Source organism: Pseudoalteromonas sp. bablab_jr011 (assembly GCF_016464045.1).
Classification (GTDB): domain Bacteria; phylum Pseudomonadota; class Gammaproteobacteria; order Enterobacterales; family Alteromonadaceae; genus Pseudoalteromonas; species Pseudoalteromonas lipolytica.
Genome location: NZ_JACDWU010000092.1, coordinates 18,268 through 38,225, shown reverse-complemented (window position 1 = coordinate 38,225; position 19,958 = coordinate 18,268). Strand labels below are relative to the sequence as shown.

Annotated in this window: 22 protein-coding genes; 13 read left to right on the top strand and 9 right to left on the bottom strand. The window is 41.3% G+C overall.

Annotated features, from left to right (window positions below):
• Positions 1–18: 18 nt before the first annotated feature.
• Entirely contained in the window at positions 19–573 is a 555-nt protein-coding gene (gene folE / locus JIG41_RS03190; protein WP_036974389.1) for a GTP cyclohydrolase I FolE, read from the top strand.
• Between the two features lie 2 nt (positions 574–575).
• Positions 576–935 carry a dihydroneopterin triphosphate 2'-epimerase gene (gene folX, locus JIG41_RS03185; RefSeq protein ID WP_036974387.1) on the top strand — a complete coding sequence of 120 codons (360 nt, stop codon included), beginning with the start codon at positions 576–578 and terminating at the stop codon, positions 933–935.
• Here folX and JIG41_RS03180 read toward each other — a convergent pair.
• Positions 932–1,366, bottom strand: coding sequence for a YqaA family protein (locus JIG41_RS03180; protein WP_036974386.1), 435 nt, complete (start codon positions 1,364–1,366; stop codon positions 932–934). The genes folX and JIG41_RS03180 overlap by 4 nt on opposite strands.
• Before the next feature lie 62 nt (positions 1,367–1,428).
• Complete coding sequence (locus JIG41_RS03175) at positions 1,429–1,800, bottom strand: DUF4870 domain-containing protein (RefSeq protein ID WP_036974384.1); 372 nt, start codon at positions 1,798–1,800, stop codon at positions 1,429–1,431.
• 82 nt (positions 1,801–1,882) lie between these two features.
• Here JIG41_RS03175 and JIG41_RS03170 point away from each other — a divergent pair, with 82 nt between their 5' ends.
• From JIG41_RS03170 to JIG41_RS03160, 3 genes are all read left to right on the top strand, one after another.
• A complete protein-coding gene (locus JIG41_RS03170) occupies positions 1,883–2,398 on the top strand; it encodes a TlpA disulfide reductase family protein (protein ID WP_199524247.1) in 516 nt (171 codons plus the stop codon).
• Positions 2,399–2,479: 81 nt separating this feature from the next.
• Entirely contained in the window at positions 2,480–2,737 is a 258-nt protein-coding gene (locus JIG41_RS03165; RefSeq protein WP_249406602.1) for a spondin domain-containing protein, read from the top strand.
• Positions 2,738–2,810: 73 nt separating this feature from the next.
• Complete coding sequence (locus JIG41_RS03160; RefSeq protein ID WP_199524250.1) at positions 2,811–3,113, top strand: cell wall metabolism sensor histidine kinase WalK; 303 nt, start codon at positions 2,811–2,813, stop codon at positions 3,111–3,113.
• A 32-nt stretch (positions 3,114–3,145) separates the two neighbouring features.
• Here the strand turns inward: JIG41_RS03160 and JIG41_RS03155 are convergent, their stop codons facing one another.
• Both JIG41_RS03155 and JIG41_RS03150 read right to left on the bottom strand, forming a co-directional pair.
• Complete coding sequence (locus tag JIG41_RS03155) at positions 3,146–5,320, bottom strand: S9 family peptidase (RefSeq protein ID WP_199524246.1); 2,175 nt, start codon at positions 5,318–5,320, stop codon at positions 3,146–3,148.
• Between the two features lie 129 nt (positions 5,321–5,449).
• A complete protein-coding gene (locus tag JIG41_RS03150; RefSeq protein ID WP_199524245.1) occupies positions 5,450–9,154 on the bottom strand; it encodes a S8 family serine peptidase in 3,705 nt (1,234 codons plus the stop codon).
• A 227-nt stretch (positions 9,155–9,381) separates the two neighbouring features.
• Between JIG41_RS03150 and JIG41_RS03145 the strand changes: the two genes are divergently transcribed.
• Both JIG41_RS03145 and JIG41_RS03140 read left to right on the top strand, forming a co-directional pair.
• Positions 9,382–9,852: a DUF2721 domain-containing protein gene (locus JIG41_RS03145; protein WP_036974373.1), complete on the top strand. Its 471-nt coding sequence runs from the start codon at positions 9,382–9,384 to the stop codon at positions 9,850–9,852.
• Positions 9,853–9,955: 103 nt separating this feature from the next.
• The gene (locus JIG41_RS03140; protein WP_036974371.1) at positions 9,956–10,408 is read left to right on the top strand and encodes a cytochrome c; all 453 of its coding nucleotides are present in this window, start codon (positions 9,956–9,958) and stop codon (positions 10,406–10,408) included.
• 61 nt (positions 10,409–10,469) lie between these two features.
• Here the strand turns inward: JIG41_RS03140 and JIG41_RS03135 are convergent, their stop codons facing one another.
• Positions 10,470–11,120 (bottom strand): cytochrome b/b6 domain-containing protein, encoded by a 651-nt coding sequence (locus JIG41_RS03135; RefSeq protein WP_199524244.1) that lies wholly within the window; start codon positions 11,118–11,120, stop codon positions 10,470–10,472.
• A gap of 153 nt (positions 11,121–11,273) precedes the next feature.
• Here JIG41_RS03135 and JIG41_RS03130 point away from each other — a divergent pair, with 153 nt between their 5' ends.
• On the top strand, positions 11,274–11,981 hold the full coding sequence (locus JIG41_RS03130; RefSeq protein WP_036974367.1) for an AzlC family ABC transporter permease: 708 nt from the start codon (positions 11,274–11,276) through the stop codon (positions 11,979–11,981).
• A complete protein-coding gene (locus JIG41_RS03125) occupies positions 11,978–12,277 on the top strand; it encodes an AzlD domain-containing protein (protein WP_199524243.1) in 300 nt (99 codons plus the stop codon). Before JIG41_RS03130 ends, JIG41_RS03125 begins: the two co-directional genes overlap by 4 nt.
• A 6-nt stretch (positions 12,278–12,283) precedes the next feature.
• On the opposite strand, the gene JIG41_RS03120 is transcribed toward JIG41_RS03125, so the two are convergent.
• Positions 12,284–13,438 carry an iron-containing alcohol dehydrogenase gene (locus tag JIG41_RS03120; RefSeq protein WP_036974363.1) on the bottom strand — a complete coding sequence of 385 codons (1,155 nt, stop codon included), beginning with the start codon at positions 13,436–13,438 and terminating at the stop codon, positions 12,284–12,286.
• Positions 13,439–13,595: 157 nt separating this feature from the next.
• Here JIG41_RS03120 and JIG41_RS03115 point away from each other — a divergent pair, with 157 nt between their 5' ends.
• Together JIG41_RS03115 and JIG41_RS03110 are read left to right on the top strand one after the other, a co-directional pair.
• Complete coding sequence (locus JIG41_RS03115; protein WP_051501983.1) at positions 13,596–14,462, top strand: LysR family transcriptional regulator; 867 nt, start codon at positions 13,596–13,598, stop codon at positions 14,460–14,462.
• A gap of 67 nt (positions 14,463–14,529) precedes the next feature.
• Positions 14,530–15,012 (top strand): glutathione peroxidase, encoded by a 483-nt coding sequence (locus JIG41_RS03110; protein WP_065978870.1) that lies wholly within the window; start codon positions 14,530–14,532, stop codon positions 15,010–15,012.
• A gap of 54 nt (positions 15,013–15,066) precedes the next feature.
• Here JIG41_RS03110 and JIG41_RS03105 read toward each other — a convergent pair whose 3' ends face one another.
• Entirely contained in the window at positions 15,067–15,255 is a 189-nt protein-coding gene (locus JIG41_RS03105; RefSeq protein ID WP_036974357.1) for a PA3496 family putative envelope integrity protein, read from the bottom strand.
• A 391-nt stretch (positions 15,256–15,646) separates the two neighbouring features.
• On the opposite strand from JIG41_RS03105, the gene JIG41_RS03100 reads away from it, so the two are divergent.
• Entirely contained in the window at positions 15,647–16,447 is an 801-nt protein-coding gene (locus JIG41_RS03100) for a YggN family protein (protein WP_065978869.1), read from the top strand.
• Positions 16,448–16,510: 63 nt separating this feature from the next.
• Here JIG41_RS03100 and JIG41_RS03095 read toward each other — a convergent pair whose 3' ends face one another.
• Entirely contained in the window at positions 16,511–17,953 is a 1,443-nt protein-coding gene (locus JIG41_RS03095) for a PLP-dependent aminotransferase family protein (protein ID WP_199524242.1), read from the bottom strand.
• A 101-nt stretch (positions 17,954–18,054) separates the two neighbouring features.
• On the opposite strand from JIG41_RS03095, the gene JIG41_RS03090 reads away from it, so the two are divergent.
• Positions 18,055–18,984, top strand: a complete 930-nt coding sequence (locus JIG41_RS03090; RefSeq protein WP_180311275.1) for a DMT family transporter — start codon at positions 18,055–18,057, stop codon at positions 18,982–18,984.
• Between the two features lie 55 nt (positions 18,985–19,039).
• Here JIG41_RS03090 and JIG41_RS03085 read toward each other — a convergent pair whose 3' ends face one another.
• The gene (locus tag JIG41_RS03085; protein WP_036974456.1) at positions 19,040–19,888 is read right to left on the bottom strand and encodes a diacylglycerol kinase family protein; all 849 of its coding nucleotides are present in this window, start codon (positions 19,886–19,888) and stop codon (positions 19,040–19,042) included.
• Positions 19,889–19,958: the final 70 nt, after the last annotated feature.

The following is a 19,958-nucleotide window of genomic DNA, read 5'->3' as shown; positions in this document are numbered from 1 at the left end:
CGAATTATTGAGAAACCTATGCACGATGATTTAAAAAAGAGTTACCAAGGCATTATTAGCGCTGTAGGCGAAGACCCTCAACGCGAAGGCTTACTAGATACACCTAAGCGTGCCGCAAAGGCGATGGAATATTTAACAAAAGGCTATCGTCAAACGTTAGATGAAATTACCAACAACGCGGTGTTTACCTCAGATGCTGATGACATGGTATTAATTCAAGATATTGAACTTTACTCAATGTGTGAGCATCACTTGCTACCCTTTGTTGGTCGTTGCCACATTGCTTATATTCCAAATGGTAAAGTACTTGGTTTATCAAAGTTTGCACGTATTGTTGATATGTTTGCGCGTCGCTTTCAAATCCAAGAGCAACTTACTCATCAAATAGCGAAAGCAGTTGAAGAAGTCACTGGAGCAAAAGGCGTGGGGGTGATTGTTGAAGCGAAGCACATGTGCATGATGATGCGTGGCGTTGAAAAGCAAAACTCAAGCATGCGCACCTCAGTGATGCTTGGCAACTTTAGGGCTGATCCAAAAACCCGTAACGAGTTTTTACAACTAGTTAGAGGGTAATTATGGCCAATGCAATTATTAATGTAACGAATTTAAGACTGAGAACCTTTATTGGTTTTAACCCAGACGAGCGGGAAAAAAAGCAGGATGTGGTGATCAACTTAGAAATTCACTACCCGGCTGACCAAGCATGTGAAACAGATGCCGTTGATAAAGCGCTCAACTATAAAACCATCACTAAAGAGGTGATCAGTCTTGTGGAGCAAGGGCATTTTTTACTCTTAGAAAAACTCGTTGCAGAGATACTGGCAATTTGCCATGAGCACCAGAGCGTTCATTACGCTAAAGTGCGCGTTGATAAACCTCATGCTCTTCGTTTTGCTGACTCTGTGTCACTCACACTTGACTGGCAAAAAGACTAAAGCAACCCTTCTAGCCCAACCGCAAAGGCAAGCACGGCTAAATAACGTGCGCCTTTGCCAAGGGCAACTAATATCAAAAACACAGAAAATTTAACTCTAAATATTCCCCCAACCACTGTCAGAGGGTCGCCCACAACAGGCAGCCATGCAAACAACAAACTGTATATGCCGTACTTGTTAAATTGCGTTTCTGCTTTTTTAATTGATTTTTCAGACACCGGAAACCATTTACGGTTTTTAAAACGTAAAACTTGTGTTCCTAACCAATAGTTTACACAGCTCCCTAACACATTGCCTAAGGTGGCACTAAGCCACAGTAACCATAAAACGTAGTTGCCTTTGGCTACCATCGCGGTCATGACTAATTCTGAGGAACTCGGTAATAAGGTGGCTGAAATAAAAGCAGTAAAAAAAAGTGATAAATAGGCCATTGCACACCAAAAAAGACAAGCTCAGCACGGTTACTGAGCTTTAACAGTATATTGCAATCCCATTATTTTATAAATTCAATACTCAACGGGTAGTTAACGTCTTTACCATCATTGGCCTTAATAGCACTGACCACCACCATGATAAAAGCAAACACCGCAATCACAGGCAGTAAAATCACGCCAATCACTACAAATATAAGTAAAAAACTCACGATGTAGGCGATCATCATGGTTAATTGAAAATTAAGTGATTTACGGCCATGCTCGGCGACTAATGGCATTTCATCCTTTTTAGCAAGCCACACTATAAGCGGACCAATCACGGAACCAAAGGGGATCAACAGCCCTGCAAACGAGCTTAAGTGGCATAACATCGCCCAAGTGCGTTGCTCTTTATTACACTCTACTAATTCAACTTTTTGATTATCTTCCATTTTATCTCCTTGTTGTATTGTTTTCGTTTTTCATTTGCCCATATTATGAGGGCAGATTAAAAATTAAACGCTCACGATGCAAATGAAAAAAACACGCATAACACTGATACTTTGTAGTTTTCTAGCAACCGCTTGTTCTTCAAACGGAGCAAAGCAAGCTACGGCCCCAGCGTTACCTCAAAACGATTACGTCACGTTTATTAAACCAGGCGAATCATTTAAACATAGCCAATTTACTGATATTGAAAACTATATCGTACAACTTAAGAATAAGAAAAAACTAATTATTTTATTTGCCACCTGGTGCGCTGATTCTCAGCGTACTATTGAGCAATTACAAGCAAGTCCATGGGTCAATAATTCTGAACTGCAAATTATTGCGATTGGCCGTGAAGAAAATTCCACGTCGTTGGCACCGTTTAAACGTGACTACCATCTTAACTATCCGCTTATCAGTGATGAAAATCGCACAATTTATAATGCCTATGCAAACAAAGGGATTCCTCGCCTATTGCTACTCGATGAAGATAACCGACTGATTCAAGAAGAAAATGGCGAAGATGTATACGCCCTTGAACGGCTACTTAATTTGCTGTGATAAAAAAGTGATAACTTCGTGAGGCTTTCTTGATATTGCGCTTTGATACTGTTTTAAAATCATCAAAAACAGGAAAGAACAATGAAAGCTTTACCTTTATCAATGTTAGCAGCCAGCGCTTTGACTAGTTTTTTAGGCCAAGCGGCTGAACTGGACATTAAACTGACCAACCTCACCCAAGGGTTACATTTTACCCCAGTGCTCATTGCAGCCCACAACAGTGAACATAAGTTATTTAACGTAGCAATGCCTGCCTCAACGGCATTACAAACAATGGCTGAAGGCGGAAATTTAGAGCCTATATTCGTGCTGGGTGAAAAATTCACTGCATGTGGCTAATCTTATTAATAATGATCTGCCAATGCAGCCTCTCGTGGCTGTTGCTCCAACACGCACCGAATTGACTGTATAAATAACCAACCTGATCGAAAATGCTATTCGCCATACTCCGGAAAAGGGCACTATCTCAATTAGCGTGTCACAGCAAAGTGAGCAACTTTACGTCACAGTATCAGACACGGGTATCGGCATACACGAAGACGAGTTACACGCTACCTTTGAGCCACATTATCAAGCACGAAACAGTATAAAACGAGGAACATCAGGGCTAGGGTTAGCAATATGCAAGCACTTACTAACCCTAATGAACAGTAATATCGAAGTAAATAGTACCTTAGGGAAAGGCAGCCAGTTTCGCTTTAACTTATCAAAATAGGCATCAATAAAAGCGCATTGATGCCTTTTTGCTTATTGTTGATAACCCGCTAAATCAAGCATAAAGGCATAGTACAAGGCTGTGTCTTGTAAGCTTTTAAAGCGTCCCGACGCCCCTCCATGCCCGGCTTCCATATCTGTTTTAAACAGTACTAAATTGTTGTCTGTTTTGTATTCACGCAGTTTAGCAACCCACTTTGCAGGTTCGAAATATTGCACCTGCGAATCATGTAACCCCGTAGTGACCAACATATGAGGATAGGCTTGTTTTTTAACTTGATCATACGGTGAATATGACAGCATATAATCGTAAAATACTTTTTCATTCGGATTACCCCACTCGTCATATTCATTGGTTGTTAGTGGTAAACTTGTGTCTAACATCGTGGTGACTACATCAACAAATGGCACTGCAGCAATCACCCCGCTATAAAGCTCTGGCGCTTGATTAACGACCGCCCCCATTAATAACCCTCCGGCACTGCCTCCCATGGCAAATATGCGTTCTTTGTCACCATACTTTTGTGCAACTAAAGATTTAGTTACATCAATAAAGTCATTAAACGTATTTTTCTTATGAAGTAATTTGCCATCTTCATACCAAGGGCGACCTAGCATTTGAGAGCCACGAATATGTGCAATCGCAAACACAAAACCGCGGTCGAGTAAGCTCAAACGCGAGCTCGAAAAACGCGGATCCATCGTCGCACCATACGAACCATAACCGTATTGTAAAAGAGGATTACTGCCATCTTTTTTAAACTTATCTTTACGATAAACAAGGCTGACCGGTACATCAACACCATCACGGGTTGTTACATAGATACGCTCAGATGCATAGTTACTTGGCGTAAAGTCACCCAAAACGTTGCGCTGCTTAAGCACTGTTTTTTCGCCGCTTATAAGGTCGATATCGTAATGGGTATCTGGGGTTGTCATACTTGAGTAGTAAACACGTAAACGAGGATTATCCAGCTCAAAATTTCCATAGCTATCAACCATATAAGTTGGATCATTAAAAACAATCACTTGTTCATTTTGGTTTCGTAAGTCACGAATAGTTAAACGGGTTTGCCCCATTTCACGTTCCTTGTATACCAAATGATTCTTAAATAACTCGATATCTTCAAGTTTAACGTTATCCCTACCCGCAATCACCGTTTGCCAATGGCCTTTATCATGCGCTTGTGATTGATGTACCTTCATTAATTGAAAATTAACGGCATGTAGATTGGTGACTATGTAGTACCAATCCCCGTGCTTTTTAATACTATATTCAAGTTCTGGTTCACGCTCGATGAACCGCTTCGGCAAAGCACCTGTGTCATTTGCATCAATAACAGAGACACCAGAAGCACTAGTACTTTCATGATAAATATAGATCTTTTGATGGTCTTTACTCTTACCTATGCTGGTGTAATAGCGAGTATCTTTTTCTTCGTAAACCAGTTCATCATCAGCTTGTGGGGTGCCTAATGTATGGCGATAAACCTGATAACCTAATAACGTTTGTGGATCTTTTTTAATGTAGTAAAAAGTGCGGTTGTCATTTGCCCAAACAACATCTCCCTCACTCCCTTCTATCGTATCTGCCAGTCGCTCACCACTGACCAAGTCTTTCACTCTAATGGTATAAATACGCCGACTTAAAGTATCTTCACCGTATGCCAATAAATGCCCATTAGGGCTTACCTCTATGCCTGTTACAGCAAAGTAGTCATGCTCTTTAGCAAGTTCATTAACATCCAATATGACTTGTTGGTTGTTACCATCACTGGATTTGCTTCGCACATAAATTGGATACTCATCATCACCTCGCGTCTGCGATGAGTAATAATAGTCTCCCTTTTTGGTAGCCACAGAGTTATCGTCTTTCTCTATACGACTTTTAAGCTCATTAAAAAGTGTATCTTGCAGCGCTTTTGTATGCGCCATCGTGCGTTCTACGTATGTATTTTCAGCAGTGAGGTGGGCAATTACCGCCTCATTTTTACGCGCATCATCACGCATCCAGTAATAGTTATCGACACGCGTATCACCATGAATACTCATTTCATGGCGAATTTTTTTTGCAATAGGTGCCGCTATACCTGCATTTTCTGTAGTACGTGATTGCTCAATATTATGTGCGGTATCAGGGACTTTATTACACGCCGTTAAAACGGCAAATGAGAGTGTTGCAAAGCAGAGAGAGTAACCAACGTTCATGAGATTCCTGTTGTATTTTTTATTATTCATCCTCCAATATAAATAAAAACAGAGCAAGATATAAGCATGCTTTGTGAAGCAATGTAAAAAGGGAGCCGAAGCTCCCTTTATTAATTACAAATCAAGTCATTACTTTTGCTTGCGACGGCGCATAAATGCAAACGGTGCAGCTAGTAAAGTTAACCATGCTAATGAACCTGATGAAGACTTCTTCTTAGGTTCATCAACTACAGGAACTGGATCAGGAATCGTATCGTTTACTACGATAGACACTGTCGTTTCCTCAGACTCTACACCAGAGCTCTCACGAACTGTGTATGTAAAGCTATCTTCTCCAGAAAATTGAGCGCTTGGTTTATAATCGATAGTACCATCTTCTTTAACCGTGGCTGTTCCATTAGCTGGCGCTGTGATAACTTTAACTGTTGAAGATTCAAGGCTACCTTTTATTTTAACACCTTTATGTACTAAGAATTCAGCATTCTCTAATTCAGATGTAGCTGTTCCATCGAATACAAAACGAGATTCACCTAAATCATTTGCTAGAACATTAATGTTAATCGTTTGCTCTTCATCCACAACCACAGAATCTGCAACTGTATAGTTACTACGATCTGTTGCAAACGCTTGATATTGAATATCTACTGAACCACCTTGGAATTGGTCAATAATATAACCTTGACCAATCGCTGTGCCCGTAGGTACGGTCTCAACTGATACACCTACACCGCCATCAGCTGATTCAGCTCCAGCCGAATACATTGACGGAAGTACAGGTACATCAATGTAATTGATTCGGACTTCATCTGTACCTTCTTTCAAAATAACTTGGAAAGTGTATTTATTACCTGAAGTGCTAGCGTATTCTTCAACATCATGCCACTCAATAATTATATGACCACTTTCGAGTTTATTTACATAGAGTTCACCGCCACCTGTCGTACCGCCAGCAAGATCATAATCTGCCCATAATGGCGCAATAATACCGTTTGGCGCAATAGCATTAGGGAAAGCCCGAGGGAACCAAGCATCCGTCATGCTAACATCACTACCAACAGCAATTAAACCATTGTCAGAAACTGTAAATGCAGAATATTGTTTACCATCAAAGATAAAATCAGCAGGAACTGTAATTGTAAATTCATCACAACCATCAGGACACTCAACAGGAGTTGCACCAGCTTCAGCTAATGAGAAAGTGCCGACTAGACTGTCTTCAGAAATAGACATTAGTTTAGGTTGTAATTTTCCTGTCCAAGTAATTTCTTTATTGTCACTGCTAACAGATGTTTTACCTTCACCGCGAGAGACATCAACGACTGGTAATGTACCTTTTAGCAGTTCTGCATTTTCATCAAGCTTAACATTAACTTTTAATTCTTCTTCAAAGCCAGAATTAGTAAATTTCACACCTACTTTTGCTGGAGTAGCAGAGTTTAACGAATCTGCATCTACATACGCAGTAAAGAAACTAGCATCTGTTTCCTCATTGTCATAAACCGCAAATGGCAAATGAGCTTCTTGTCCCGTTTCTGTGTTAGTCCATACAACATGACCAAAATTCCAACCTTTATTGCTGTTGAACGTTGAGTCAATATCTAAATTAAACTCAGCAACATCGGTAGGCGTTTCTGAACTATCAGCTTCTGTTTTAACTGACCCATTAGGCTCAAGTGTAATTGTGCTTGGTGATACAGAGATTTCTGCACCGCCCATATCACTAACAACTTTTGCAGTCCATTCACCTGCAGTATCACTCATATTCTGCATTGTATTTTTGAAAGTACACACATTTAAGCAACTAGGATCAGCATACGAACCATGACCGAATGTTAATGAAGCACTTAAGGCACTCTCTACATCTAATCTGCCTGCACCGACATCAAAAGCGTCAGCCTTGGTCACTAGATCTTCCTTATGGAGTCCATCCATTTTTGATGTGCTCATCAGTGCAGTTTTAATTTGCACAGCATCCCACTCTGGGTGAGCTTGCTTTAGAAGTGCTGCAGCCCCTGCAACATGAGGGCTAGCCATACTTGTACCTGAGATTGCATTGAAAGTAATACCGTTGCCTTCATCAGGAGAAAAAGCAGATAAGATATTTGTACCTGGAGCAGCAATATCAGGCTTTAAGAAGCTCGGCTCACCATTTGGTCCACGTGAACTTGAAGAGCTAACCGAGTCAGTGTACTTGGCAAGAATAGTTCTTTGTACACTTGGATCTAGGGTTGCAATTACTGGCTCTTCAGCTTCCTTCAGGAGTTCAACTAAACTTAAACCATCTTCTTGACTAATTGCCGATGCAGGAATTGGTGCATCATCCATAGACATACCCATCGCACCGCCAGCAGCATTATTATGAATGATTACCGCTGATGCACCGGCTTTAGCAGCATTTTCAGCTTTAACTGAAAAAGCACAGTTACCGCGAGAAATTAAAGCAACAGAGTCTGCAAATGTTATACCTTCTGCAAATTCTTCACACCCTTCAAAATTATCTGGAGCGATAACTTGAGCAGAGATAATAGGCAATGAAACAGCTTCAGTTAAAAGACCATTACTACCTTCAACACTTAAATAACTTTGTCCATCAACTTCTATTTTTTGCGAAAAGAAACGACCTGTTTGCGTATTAGCAACTGTTAAACCTGATTCAATACAACCAGGGCAACCAATTGTTTGTGGGCCATTACCACTGTTACCTGCCGCAGTTACAACAACAACCCCCGCTTCCTCTGCAGCAGTAAACAAGTCGCTATATGCACTTGAAGCTGGATTCCCACCAGGGCCACCACCCCAAGAATTGTTAATTACATCTGCGCCATCTTTAATAGCAGCTTCCAAAGCAGACATAAGCGCTGTAGTAGTACCGCTACCTCGACCATCTTCAGTGTGCCAAAGTGCTTTGTATGCCATTAACTGTGCCGCAGGTGCCACACCAGAAATAGACACATTACTACCTTCATATGTAATCTCTAACGGATTACCAACTGCAGTACCTGCAACGTGTGTACCGTGACCATCATACCCTAGAGGAGAACCAATATATTCATCAGGGTGAACACCACTTGGAGTTGGTCCAAAAGCACGCGCAACAATCAATTTATTATTACAAAAGTCAGCTTGACCACCTTCCATACGGCAATAATCAGGATTTTCAGCTAAGTACGCAGCTTCCTCTTCGCTAAATTCTGCAGCAGCGAAGCCAGCATCAGAAAACATTGGGTTTTCAGGGCGGATACCTGAGTCTATTATCGCTACTTTTACACCTTTACCCGCTTCTGATTGGCCACCCAATGCCTGCCATGCTTCAACACCTTTGATTACATCAATCGATGCATCCATAAAAGTATGGTATTCAGTATCTAAAAATACTTTTTTAACCCCTGGTAATTTCGCAAGCGCTTCACGTTGACCTTCAGCACCTTCAACTACAACACCATTAAAAAGTGTACTGAAAGTATGAGACACAGCCCCACCGCTAACAGACACAGCATCTTTTGCTACGCTCTTTTGCTTGGCTTTTAAATAGCTGCTGTACTTTAATGCTTGCTGTGAAGAAAGGTTTAATTTACTGTCGCCTGTCACTTCTGCAGAAGTAGCTTCAAGACCAACAATGCCGCCTTTGTATGTTGCAAGAGGCTCATCTTCAAGCTGGATTATATAGCGAGATTTACTATTCGTTGTTTTATTTTGAGAATAACTTTTTACACTTGATATTTCAGGAACATAGCCCTTTTTTAGAACTGGTGTAGCTGCGGCAACACCATAAGACATCATAGCTAAACCAATAGCCGATGATAAAGCGGTTCGCTTCATTGTATTTGAAGACATCATTTTCCCTCGGATGAGTTTTATATTATTGTATTTACTCAATTCAATGTTGTTAGAATTGTTAAACGAATATAAACCTCAAAAACACAAGCTAGCAACAGTATGATTACAGCGTAATGACAACCCCGTCTAAATAAAGCTGCAAGGCATTGATTTAAAACAAAATAAATGAAAATTGAATTTGTAAATCACTGTAAACAAAACACTTATATTGGTGGAGAAACCAAATGAACTCAGAAGTCATTAACATACTAACGATGGCAAAGGTTATACAAACCGCTGTCGCTCCGGTCTTTTTAATCACCGGTATTGCGGCAACCTTAGGTGTTTTATCAAATCGTTTAGCGCGTATTACAGACCGCGCTAGGCAGTTAGAGCGAAAGCTAAAAGTCAGTACCGACGAAGAGTTCAATAAGTCACTGACCACAGAATTAAGAGCCCTGCTAAAACGTTCTCGCTGTATTCATATTGCATTTAGTGCAAGTGTATTAAGTGCTTTGCTCGTGTGCGCCGTGGTTATGTGTTTATTTTTATCACACATTCACTCTATCAACTTAAGTGTGACCATTGCGAGTTGCTTTGTGGCTGCGATGGCACTGCTCATTTGTGGCTTTTTATCGTTACTTGGCGAAGTTTTCTTAGCAACACGTAGCATGCGACGCGGGATGATCTTCGCTGACATTGATATTAATGATTAAATTAAACTTAAGTTAAGATTAACCGCATTACACTTGAATAAAACACCTAGCTAAGATACAACTCAAACAGTTTATCTTTATGACATCTAAAGGGGCAAAAGGAATGAAATTAAAACACTTAGTATTAGGTACCATGTTATCGACACTGGCACTAGGCGCAACAGCAAGCACCGTATTCGAAGAACCTAGCGACGCGATTGAATACCGCCAAGCTGCGTTTTCTATGATCCGTGTACAAATTGGTGATATGGGCGACATGTTAAAAGGAAAAGTCCCTTTTGATGCTGAGCGCTTCCAAATGCGAGCAAATAATGCTGCCGCTTTATCAAAAATGCCATGGGAAGCATTTGTTGCAGGTTCAGACAAAGGCGAAACATCAGCGCTTCCCGCGGTGTGGAGCGATAACGATACTTTTATGAAAAAAGCAGTCGCTTTCCAGCAATATGCGGATGAACTTGCGGTTGCAGCAAAAAGTGGTGATCAGAAAGTAATTGGTAAAGCATTCGGTGCGTGGGCTAAAGGATGTAAAGACTGTCATAAGTCATTTAAAGACTAGTCAACGACATTAAAAAAGGCGCCGTCTGCGCCTTTTTTAACACTTAACTCACTCAACTCACTTAATTAAACAAATAACTTAATGGCTCAGCACCCCATGTGGTAAAAAGTACCACTAAACACAGCGCAAAAATAACGAATGCAAGCAAGGGTGATTTTGTCACAGACTCAGTCACAGAAACTTGCTCACTACTGCCCGTCAGCATTGGTTTAACGAGGTTCTTGCCTTTAATGCGATATATCACAATCGCAATTACATGCAGCACAATAGCATACAGTAAAATATCAAAGTTCAGGTGATGTAACCAACCAGCAAACTCAACCGTATCCGTAGATACATATTTAACAAGCGGTCCATCGGTAAGTATGTCATCGCTGGTCATCAATCCTGAGCCTAGTTGCGCCAAAATTAATATAAAAAACGCGATGACCATATAGCTGCCGGCAGCCCCGTGACCAGCTTTATGCTCATTATTTTTAAATGACTTAATTGCCGCAATCGGTGAATGTATCAATGAGGACAGCTTGGCCGTTTTACTGCCAATAACCCCCCATATAAGACGCGTGATTATGAGCGCTAGCGTGAAATACCCGGTTGCAAAATGTAGCTCCAGCATGCCTTCTTCAGCACTAAAATAAAGCGTTGCAATTGCAACGACTAATAACCAATGAAAGCTTCTTATAAAGCCATCCCATACTTTCACTTTAGACATGATAACGCTCCCTATGAAATATACTCAAAGCACTTAAAAAGACCAGAACCAGCAAGGCATTGGGGTATACATTATTGCAAACTTCGGTTATTTTGACACGCCTCCATTACAAGTGTTTTGATCTGAGCCATAACAACAAGTAAGAGCGATAAAATGCAAAAACCTATTCTCAAAGCGTTATTAAAAGGCTTTTTCGACATGCTCCCGCTATGTTTAGCCGTCATCCCGTGGGGCATTCTGTGTGGCTCTTTAGCAATCCAAAATGGCTTTAGTGCGTTTGAAACACAAGCAATGTCACTACTCGTATTTGCCGGTTCTGCGCAGTTAGTCGCGATTGAATTAATGGCTGGTAATACCCCCTTACTCACTATTTTATTTACCACGCTTATTATAAGTTCAAGACACTTTTTGTATGGCCTAGCCATCCGCCATAAAGTCATTGATCAACCATTTGGTTGGCGTTTACCTGTCAGCTTTGTTTTAACCGATGAGTTATTTGCTTTTTCGCATCACCCTAAAGCCTACCAAACAAAGCTGCGCCTTATTTATGCTTTAAGTGCTGGCTTTAGTTTTTATATCGCATGGAACATATGGACATTGCTTGGTATTGTTGCTGGCAGCTTATTGCCCGATTTAACAAACCTAGGCCTTGATTTTGCTATTGCCGCCACTTTTATTGCATTAGTGGTGCCAGGGGTGAAAAACCTCGCAACTCTTGCCACCGTCGTCACCGCAGGAGTCGTTGCAACCCTCCTTAAAAGCCACGGTTTTCAGTTATGGTTAGTAACAGCAGCACTGATTGCTATGTCGGTTGGGTACGCAATTAGCCGCTGGCAAGCAAAAGAGGAGCATAGTGCATGATGACCACGATTGTATTAATGGCGTGTATTACTTTTTTTACGCGTTACTTGTTTCTACACCGCGCTTTGCCTTTTAAGGTAGGCCCTAAAATGCAGCAGTTTTTGAGTTTTAGTGCTCCTGCCGTGCTCACTGCTATTTGGGTGCCCATTGTACTTATTAATGATGAAGGGATTAATTTAGATTGGCAAAATCCCTACCTAAGTGCTGCGGTACTTGCCGTTATTGTGGCTTACAAAACACACAACATTTACTACACAACACTGGCAGGGATGGGATTATTTATAATCTTGAGCTAACGCAACTTATACGCTGGCGAGCAAAATAGCGCGGCTTTTCTCAAGTGTCACTTGCTCACGCTCACCCAGTGCAGTCATGCCATGGCGCTCTAACTGCGCAACAAGCTTATCTGCCACACTGTCGTCTAAGTTATAATCGCTCAAACGTGTTGGCATTTTAACACTGTGGAAGAAAGCTTCCGTTGCAGCTATCGCGTGTTCAATTGCCGCCTCTTCATTGGTAATATCCAGTCCCAGCACACGTTCTGCATATTGTAGTAACTTACCGCGCTTAGTGTCTTTTTGCTCAGCCATCATGCGTGGTAATACAATCGCTAGGGTTTGCGCATGATCAAGGCCGTACACTGCTGTCATTTCATGCCCTATCATATGTGTTGCCCAATCTTGAGGTACGCCCGCACCAATCAACCCATTTAATGCCATTGTTGCTGACCACATAATATTAGCGCGCACCTGATAATTTTCTGGCTCTGAGAATGCTTTAGGTCCTTCTTCAATGAGGGTCATTAAAATTCCTTCGGCAAAGCGGTCTTGCAACTTTGCACCTACATCATACGTAAGGTATTGCTCCATAGTATGTACAAATGCGTCAACAATCCCGTTAGTCACTTGGCGCTCTGGTAATGAAAACGTTACTGCGGGGTCAAGTACCGCAAAACGAGGGCGCACATACTCACTGGCAAATGGAAGTTTATCGTGAGTTTCAAGGTTTGAGACAACACTAAAGGTATTCGACTCAGACCCCGTTGCAGGTAAGGTCAGTACCACACCGAGTGCAACCGCCGATTTTACTTCTGCGCCGTTTGCTAAAATATCCCAAGGCTCACCCGTGAATTCAGCCGCAGCGGCAATAAACTTACTGCCATCAACCACAGACCCCCCACCCACAGCCAGAATGAAATCAATCTGCTTTTCTTTAACAAGCTCTACGGCTTTCATACAGGTTTGGTAACTTGGGTTTGGCTCAATACCTGCAAACTCAAACCACGTATGCTCACTTAATGCTGCTTTAACCTGATCATAAACGCCATTTTTCTTAATGCTGCCACCACCATAAGTGACGAGTACTTTGGCATTTTTAGGGATTTCTGACTGAATTTCTTTAATTTGTTGCTCACCAAAATGAATCTTGGTTGGGTTTTCAAAACTAAAATTTAACATGTGGCTTCCTCATCGTTGATGTGAGTTTTTATCAGTGAATAAACCATTTTAGTTATTTTTATATAGGGATAAAGCGGTAAAATAGATAATCACTTTTGCAGTAATGCAACAATAATTAACGTAAACTCACACTAGCTAGAAATCTTAGGATATGAATATGTGGCAAGGTTTAGACGAATTTTTATATGTTGTTGAGCAAGGGAGCTTTACTCATGCAGCCAAGGCGATGGAGGTCTCTACTTCACATATTAGTAGGCAAATTCAACAACTTGAAAACCGCTTAGGCTCAGTCCTTTTTCAGCGTACCACGCGAAAAATAAGCCTGACAGAGGCCGGAAAAGAATATGCGATCAAACTTAAAGCAATCCGGCAAGAGCTTATCGATGCGAATAACCAGTTACAGGGTGAGCAACGCCAACCTAAAGGGCTTATTCGTATTACAGGTGCCGGTGAATTTGTTGCCAATCAAGTTGCACCGAAAGTTGCCGAATTTGTCAAACGCTACCCGGAGGTCGAAGTCGAAATCGACTTCAATAGCCGTAATGTCAATTTAGTTGAAGAGGGCTTTGACTTAGCCGTTCGTTTTGGCCGCATGGAAGACTCCAATCTTATCGCCAGACCTCTTTGCAAGCGAATAATGACGCTTGTCGCAAGCCCTGAATACCTAGCCAACCATCCACGCTTAACGCACCCTTATGAGTTGACTGAACACAATTGCCTAATCGCGATGAGGAAACGTTGGCGTTTTAACATTGATGAACACATCAAAGAAGTCCGTATAAATGGCAATTGGCGCAGCAATCACCCTCAAGCCATTTTAAGTGCAGCTATTGCTGGCATCGGAATCGCACATTTGGCACACGACATTGTTGAGCCCTATATTGCAAAAGGGCAACTTGTAACAGTGCTGGATGACTTTCAAGTCAGCGACAACGCCTCTTGGTTGGTGTATCCGCGCAAAGATCTCTTGCCTTACCGCGTACGTTTACTAATTGAGCACCTTACCAATGAATTCGCTGAATAAAATTCACACTTTCAGAAATAAGGCAAGCGGGTTAGAATCAATCAAATAATAATAAAAAGTCACTATTATGAACGAATTTTATCAACTCTCAGCAACCAACTTACAAGGCCAAACGGTTCACTTTTCTGATTTCGAAAATAAAGTCGTTTTAGTCGTCAATACAGCGAGCAAGTGTGGTTTTACACCACAATACGAGGGCCTGCAAAAATTGCACGAAAAATACCATGATCAAGGCCTCATTATTATCGGCTTTCCGTGTAATCAGTTTGGTAAACAAGAGCCCGGTGACGCAAAAGAAATTAAGGAAGGCTGCCTCATCAACTATGGCGTGAGTTTCTTAATGATGAGTAAGGTGGATGTCAATGGTGAACATGCTCACCCTGTCTTTAGGCACCTAAAATCAGAATTACCGGGCTTTATCACCCGTAAAATAAAGTGGAACTTTACAAAGTTTCTGATTGGTAGGGATGGTAAAGCGATTAAACGATTCGCGCCCCTCACTAAACCAGAACACATCGAGTCTGCAATTATTACGGCACTGAGCAAATAAACCTCGAACCAAAAAGCAATAAAGAGGCAATAGCCTCTTTATCTAAATTTATGCTTAGTCGTTCATGTACTCATCAAAGTCGTCTTCGCCTAAGTTTCTGCGCAAGCGTTTTTGCTCAAGATAGTCTTCCAACTTCTTCTTAACGCGTTGCTTTTTCTTGTCGTGTTGATTACGCCCGACCATTTCGTACTCGTCTTCAACAAAATCGTCATCTAGCGCATCATAACTAAATGTCTTACCCACAACCCACTCCATAAAGTGTTTGAGACCAATTCAGGAGATTAAAATTTGCTCTGTGAATTGGCAAAGATTAAAAAGCTCAGTGGTTATTTAGTATGTAAAAAACCACCAAAATAAAGCCACACCGCCATGCTAAAGTGGCGATATGTCAATATTGTGAATAAATAGCGCTAAATTTGATTTCTGAAAAGTGAGAGTTTTTTATCGTTTCGATAAAACACATTTATCCATGTGTGTTTTTTAGTTAATTTGACTAAAAAATGGCTAAAAAACCAAACAGCTTTCATTTTAAAAAACCACAAAAACAACATAACTCAATGAAAATAAACACAATAAAAACCTTGGCATTAAGTTTGATTATTTATTTTCGTCATTTCAAACAGGAAAGAAAAAAATGAAAAAGTTATTGTTAGTAAGTTCTTTATTTATCGCAACCAGCGCTATGGCTCATAACGATAATGATACGCATATTTCATTCAGTGGTGAGCAATGTGATGTTGAGTTCAAGAACGATGTTCGCATCACGCCAAACGAATTAGAAGTGTTCACTGCTGATAACCGCACAATGAAAATCATTGATCAAAATAACTTATACATTGATGGCGAAAACATCTCGCTGAATGCATCTCAACAACAAGCTATTGCAAATTACTCAGATAGCTTACGTAGCCAACTACCCGAAGTGGCAAACATTGCTCTAGAGGGTGTGAAAATTGCCGGTGTTGCAATTGAAGAAGTGGCAAACGCATTCAACATTAGTGGCTTTGATGACATCTCGGAATTAATGGATGAGATTAGTGTAGAAGTGCAAAATACCTTTTACCAACAAGGTGCATTCACCATGGGTCAGCAAAGTTTTGAAAAGTTTGGTCAAAATTTTGATGAACAATTCGACCAACAAATTGAGTCTGCAGTTGAATCGGCAATGATGCAATCAATGGGCAGTATTTTAGTTGCGCTAGGCTCTGAGCTTCTTGGCTCGGGTGGTGATATGGACACGTTTGAACAGCGCATGGAAAACATGGGTGAACAAATCGAAGCGCGTGTAGAAACACAAGCAGCGCAACTTGAAAAACGTGCCGACGCATTGTGTGGCAGCTTTGCCGATATTGCTCACAAAGAGCAACAGCTCGTTGCTTTAGTGCCACAACTCAAAGAATACCAACTGTTCACGTTCAAACAGAACACCCTGTAATGCATTAACATCCCTGAACCAATCTACTTGGTCTTATGGCGCAGAGCTTGCTCTGCGCTTTTTTTATTTTTTTGCAAGTACGGTTAGTTGTGACAACGTTTTGAGCGCGTCTTCCAAACGCTCTGACCAAGGCAAACCATAACTTAATCGAAAACAGCTGCGGTATTTTTTCCCCGCCGAAAAAATAAGCCCAGGAGTAATACTAATCCCCGCATCTAATGCTAAATGGAATAGTTTAACGGCATCATATTGGCTCCCTAAGTCCACCCAAATAACACACCCTCCCTGCGGGTTACTAATACGTGCACAACTTGGCATATATTGCTGCAGGCACCAAATCATTCGCTCTTTGTTGGCACTTAGTCGCTGGCGTAATAAACGAATATTTCTGTCGTATTCACCACTGGCAATAAATTCATACAAGGTCCATTGATTGATCAATGGCGCTGAGCAGCTCAAGGCTCGTTTAAAACGTCTGGCTTGTTCAGCAAACTGGCCCGCAATAATCCAACCAATCCGATAACTCGGCGCAGCCGTTTTTGAAAATGAGGCGCAGGTGATCACCAATCCTTTTTTAGAGTAAGCCTGCGCTGGTGTAGCACGTTTTGCGGTGTAATGTAGGTCACCGTATACATCATCCTCTATCAGCACAACATCACGAGCCTCAAGTAAAGCGACCAGCTGTTCACGCTTACTATCAGGCATAAAACTCCCCACGGGGTTATTCAATGAGGTAGAGAACACGCATGCTCTTATATCATGCTCATCTAGCGCCTGTTGTAAGTCATCTAACCAAATGCCTTCATCTGGGCATAGTGGGATTTCCAGCGCTTTCAATCCTAAACTTTCAATTAACTCAATGATGCCAAAGTAACAAGGTGATTCAATCGCAATCACATCACCAGGTTTTGCCACGCATTTTAGTGCAATGGCAAGCGCTTCTTGTGCCCCATTGGTGATCACCAATTCATCGCTCGCCACACCAATTCCGAAATCTAAATAACGATGAATCAATTGCTTTTTTAACGGAGCAAAGCCATCCATCGGCCCATAATTAATTACCGTAGCTCCGGCCAATGTCATCACTCGGCGCATCGTTCGTGCTAATGCTTTATCGGTGGGTGCCGCAGCAATTGGATTAGCAATACCAAACGGGACAACATTGGCTTTGTGAATTGCGCTATAAACTTGCTCTATCAGCGCTTGCTTGTTGACAGTCATTGGCTCGCGGCTTAATTTCACGCGCTTGGGTCTTGATTGATTTAACTGCGATGATTTTAAAAAGTATCCCGACTTCTCTCTCGCTTCAATCAACCCTTGCCCCTCAAGAAGCTGATAGGCCTGCTTAACGGTAGGAATACTGACATTAAGCTTTTCAGCCATTTTTCGCAATGAAGGGAGTTTTTCACCGGGTAATAACGATCCCTGTGACGATAAATCTCTTACTAACTGAGTCACTTGCTGATACAAGAACTCACTGTTACTGCGACTGTTCACTTGTGACATAGCCCACCAAACTGTATAGGTTGCATTTGTAGTTTTCTGTATATGTTAAGTATACAGAATCAACTTAAAATAAACACACTTACCCTATTTAGGCAATAAAGATGAAAAGCGCCGCTCTTTACCTTGCAACTGTATTGATCTGGGGATCAACGTGGCTGGCTATTGAGTTTCAATTAGGTGATGTCGCCGTTGAAATTTCTTTGTTCTATCGTTTTGCGATTGCCGCCATTTTAATGTGGGCATTTGTGTTATTTAAAAACCTGCCGATGCGTTATTCATGGCGTGATCATGGTTTTTTTACCCTACTGGCATTATTTAACTTTGGTTTGAACTACCTAACACTGTATTGGGCACAAAACTACCTTAGTTCTGCCATGGCCTCCATTGCATTCTCAATGCTATTAGTGATGAATATTATTAATACCCGACTGTTTTTTTCGAAACCAATCGCCAAGCGAATTTACGTTGGCGCATTGTTAGGCGTTTTGGGTATCGCCAGCTTGTTTTGGCCACAAATTCAGCAGTTCGACTTGAGTAATGGTACGTTGGTCGGGTTACTACTTGCGCTGTCAGGGACCTTTGTGGCTTCATTAGGTAATATGATCAGCGTCCGCAATTCTCAGCGTGATATTGGCGTTATGCAGGGGAATGCATGGGGCATGCTTTACAGTGCTATTGGCTTAGCCGTGTATGTATTAATAAGCGACGTGCAACTGACATTCACTGCACCTGCAAGTTACTGGGTATCGCTACTTTACTTAGCCATATTTGGCACTGTCATCGCATTTGCTTGTTATTTTGCGCTGTTGAAAAATATTGGTCCCGAGCGCGCCAGTTACGTCATTGTATTATTTCCTCTGGTTGCAGTCGTACTGAGTACATTGTTTGAAGGGTTTGAGTGGCAAACCAACACATTTATAGGGTTTAGTTTAGTGCTATTTGGCAATGCCATTGTATTAACGCCCACACAACGAATTAAAGCGTTTTTTGCTACAAGAAATAATCTGCAAAATCGCTCTGTCCCCAGTTAGAAGTGATTATGTCACCTCTAACACCAAGCGCCTGCTAAAAATAGCAGGCGCTTTTTTATGGTAAATGAAAACGTAATGCTTGGTGATACATGACAACTTTTGCAGGTGTCACACCGACCAACTCGCCATCAGCCTCTATTAGTAAACCGGCAGTGTGTATTTCGGCACGAGACAAACGGCAGTATTGAAGCTCGTTTAAGTTATGATGTTTTACAAAAATGAGATGTAAAAAACTGCGTAAATTCTTCACTAAGTTACCTGCTGGCATGCGATAACACTCAAGCTCTCCATCATTCAATATGGCATGAGGCGCAATTTTTAAGCCTCCACCAAAATAATGATGGTTAGCAAATAAAGTCACTAAATTAGTGAACTCTTCATGCTTGTCGGCAAATACCCCTGATAAAGACTTTGCTTGAAAAGAAAATAACTGTTTAATGCCCTGCCATAGATAACCAAACGCAGTAAACCGCCCCACTTGATTTAATTGACTAACAACATCCGCATCAAAACCGACCCCAGCCACATTAATAAAATACCGCTGATTAATTTTCCCAACATCAATTAACTGAGTATGGCCTGAAAAGACAGCGTCTCGCCATTGTTGCGGCTTAAAAGCAAAGCCTCGCGCAAAGTCATTACCGGTCCCTGCTGGCAATAAGGCAATTGAACAATCACAACCAAACAGTGCATTAATGGCTAAATGCAGTGAACCATCGCCACCAATAACAACAGCCTGATTAACGTGCTTTGCAAGATTCGCAATTGCTTTATGGTCACTTTCAAAGTGTCCCGTGGTAAAGAAAAGTTGCGGCTCAATGTGCCGTAATGTGCATTCGTTTAATAACCATTCGACACTTTGCTTAGTATTTTTTTTGTCACTTGGCTTTATTATTATTAACATCAACTATCACTTCATCTTCTCAGTAAGAAACCCCTTTTTATTCAAATTAAATTAATCTGAATAAATACTC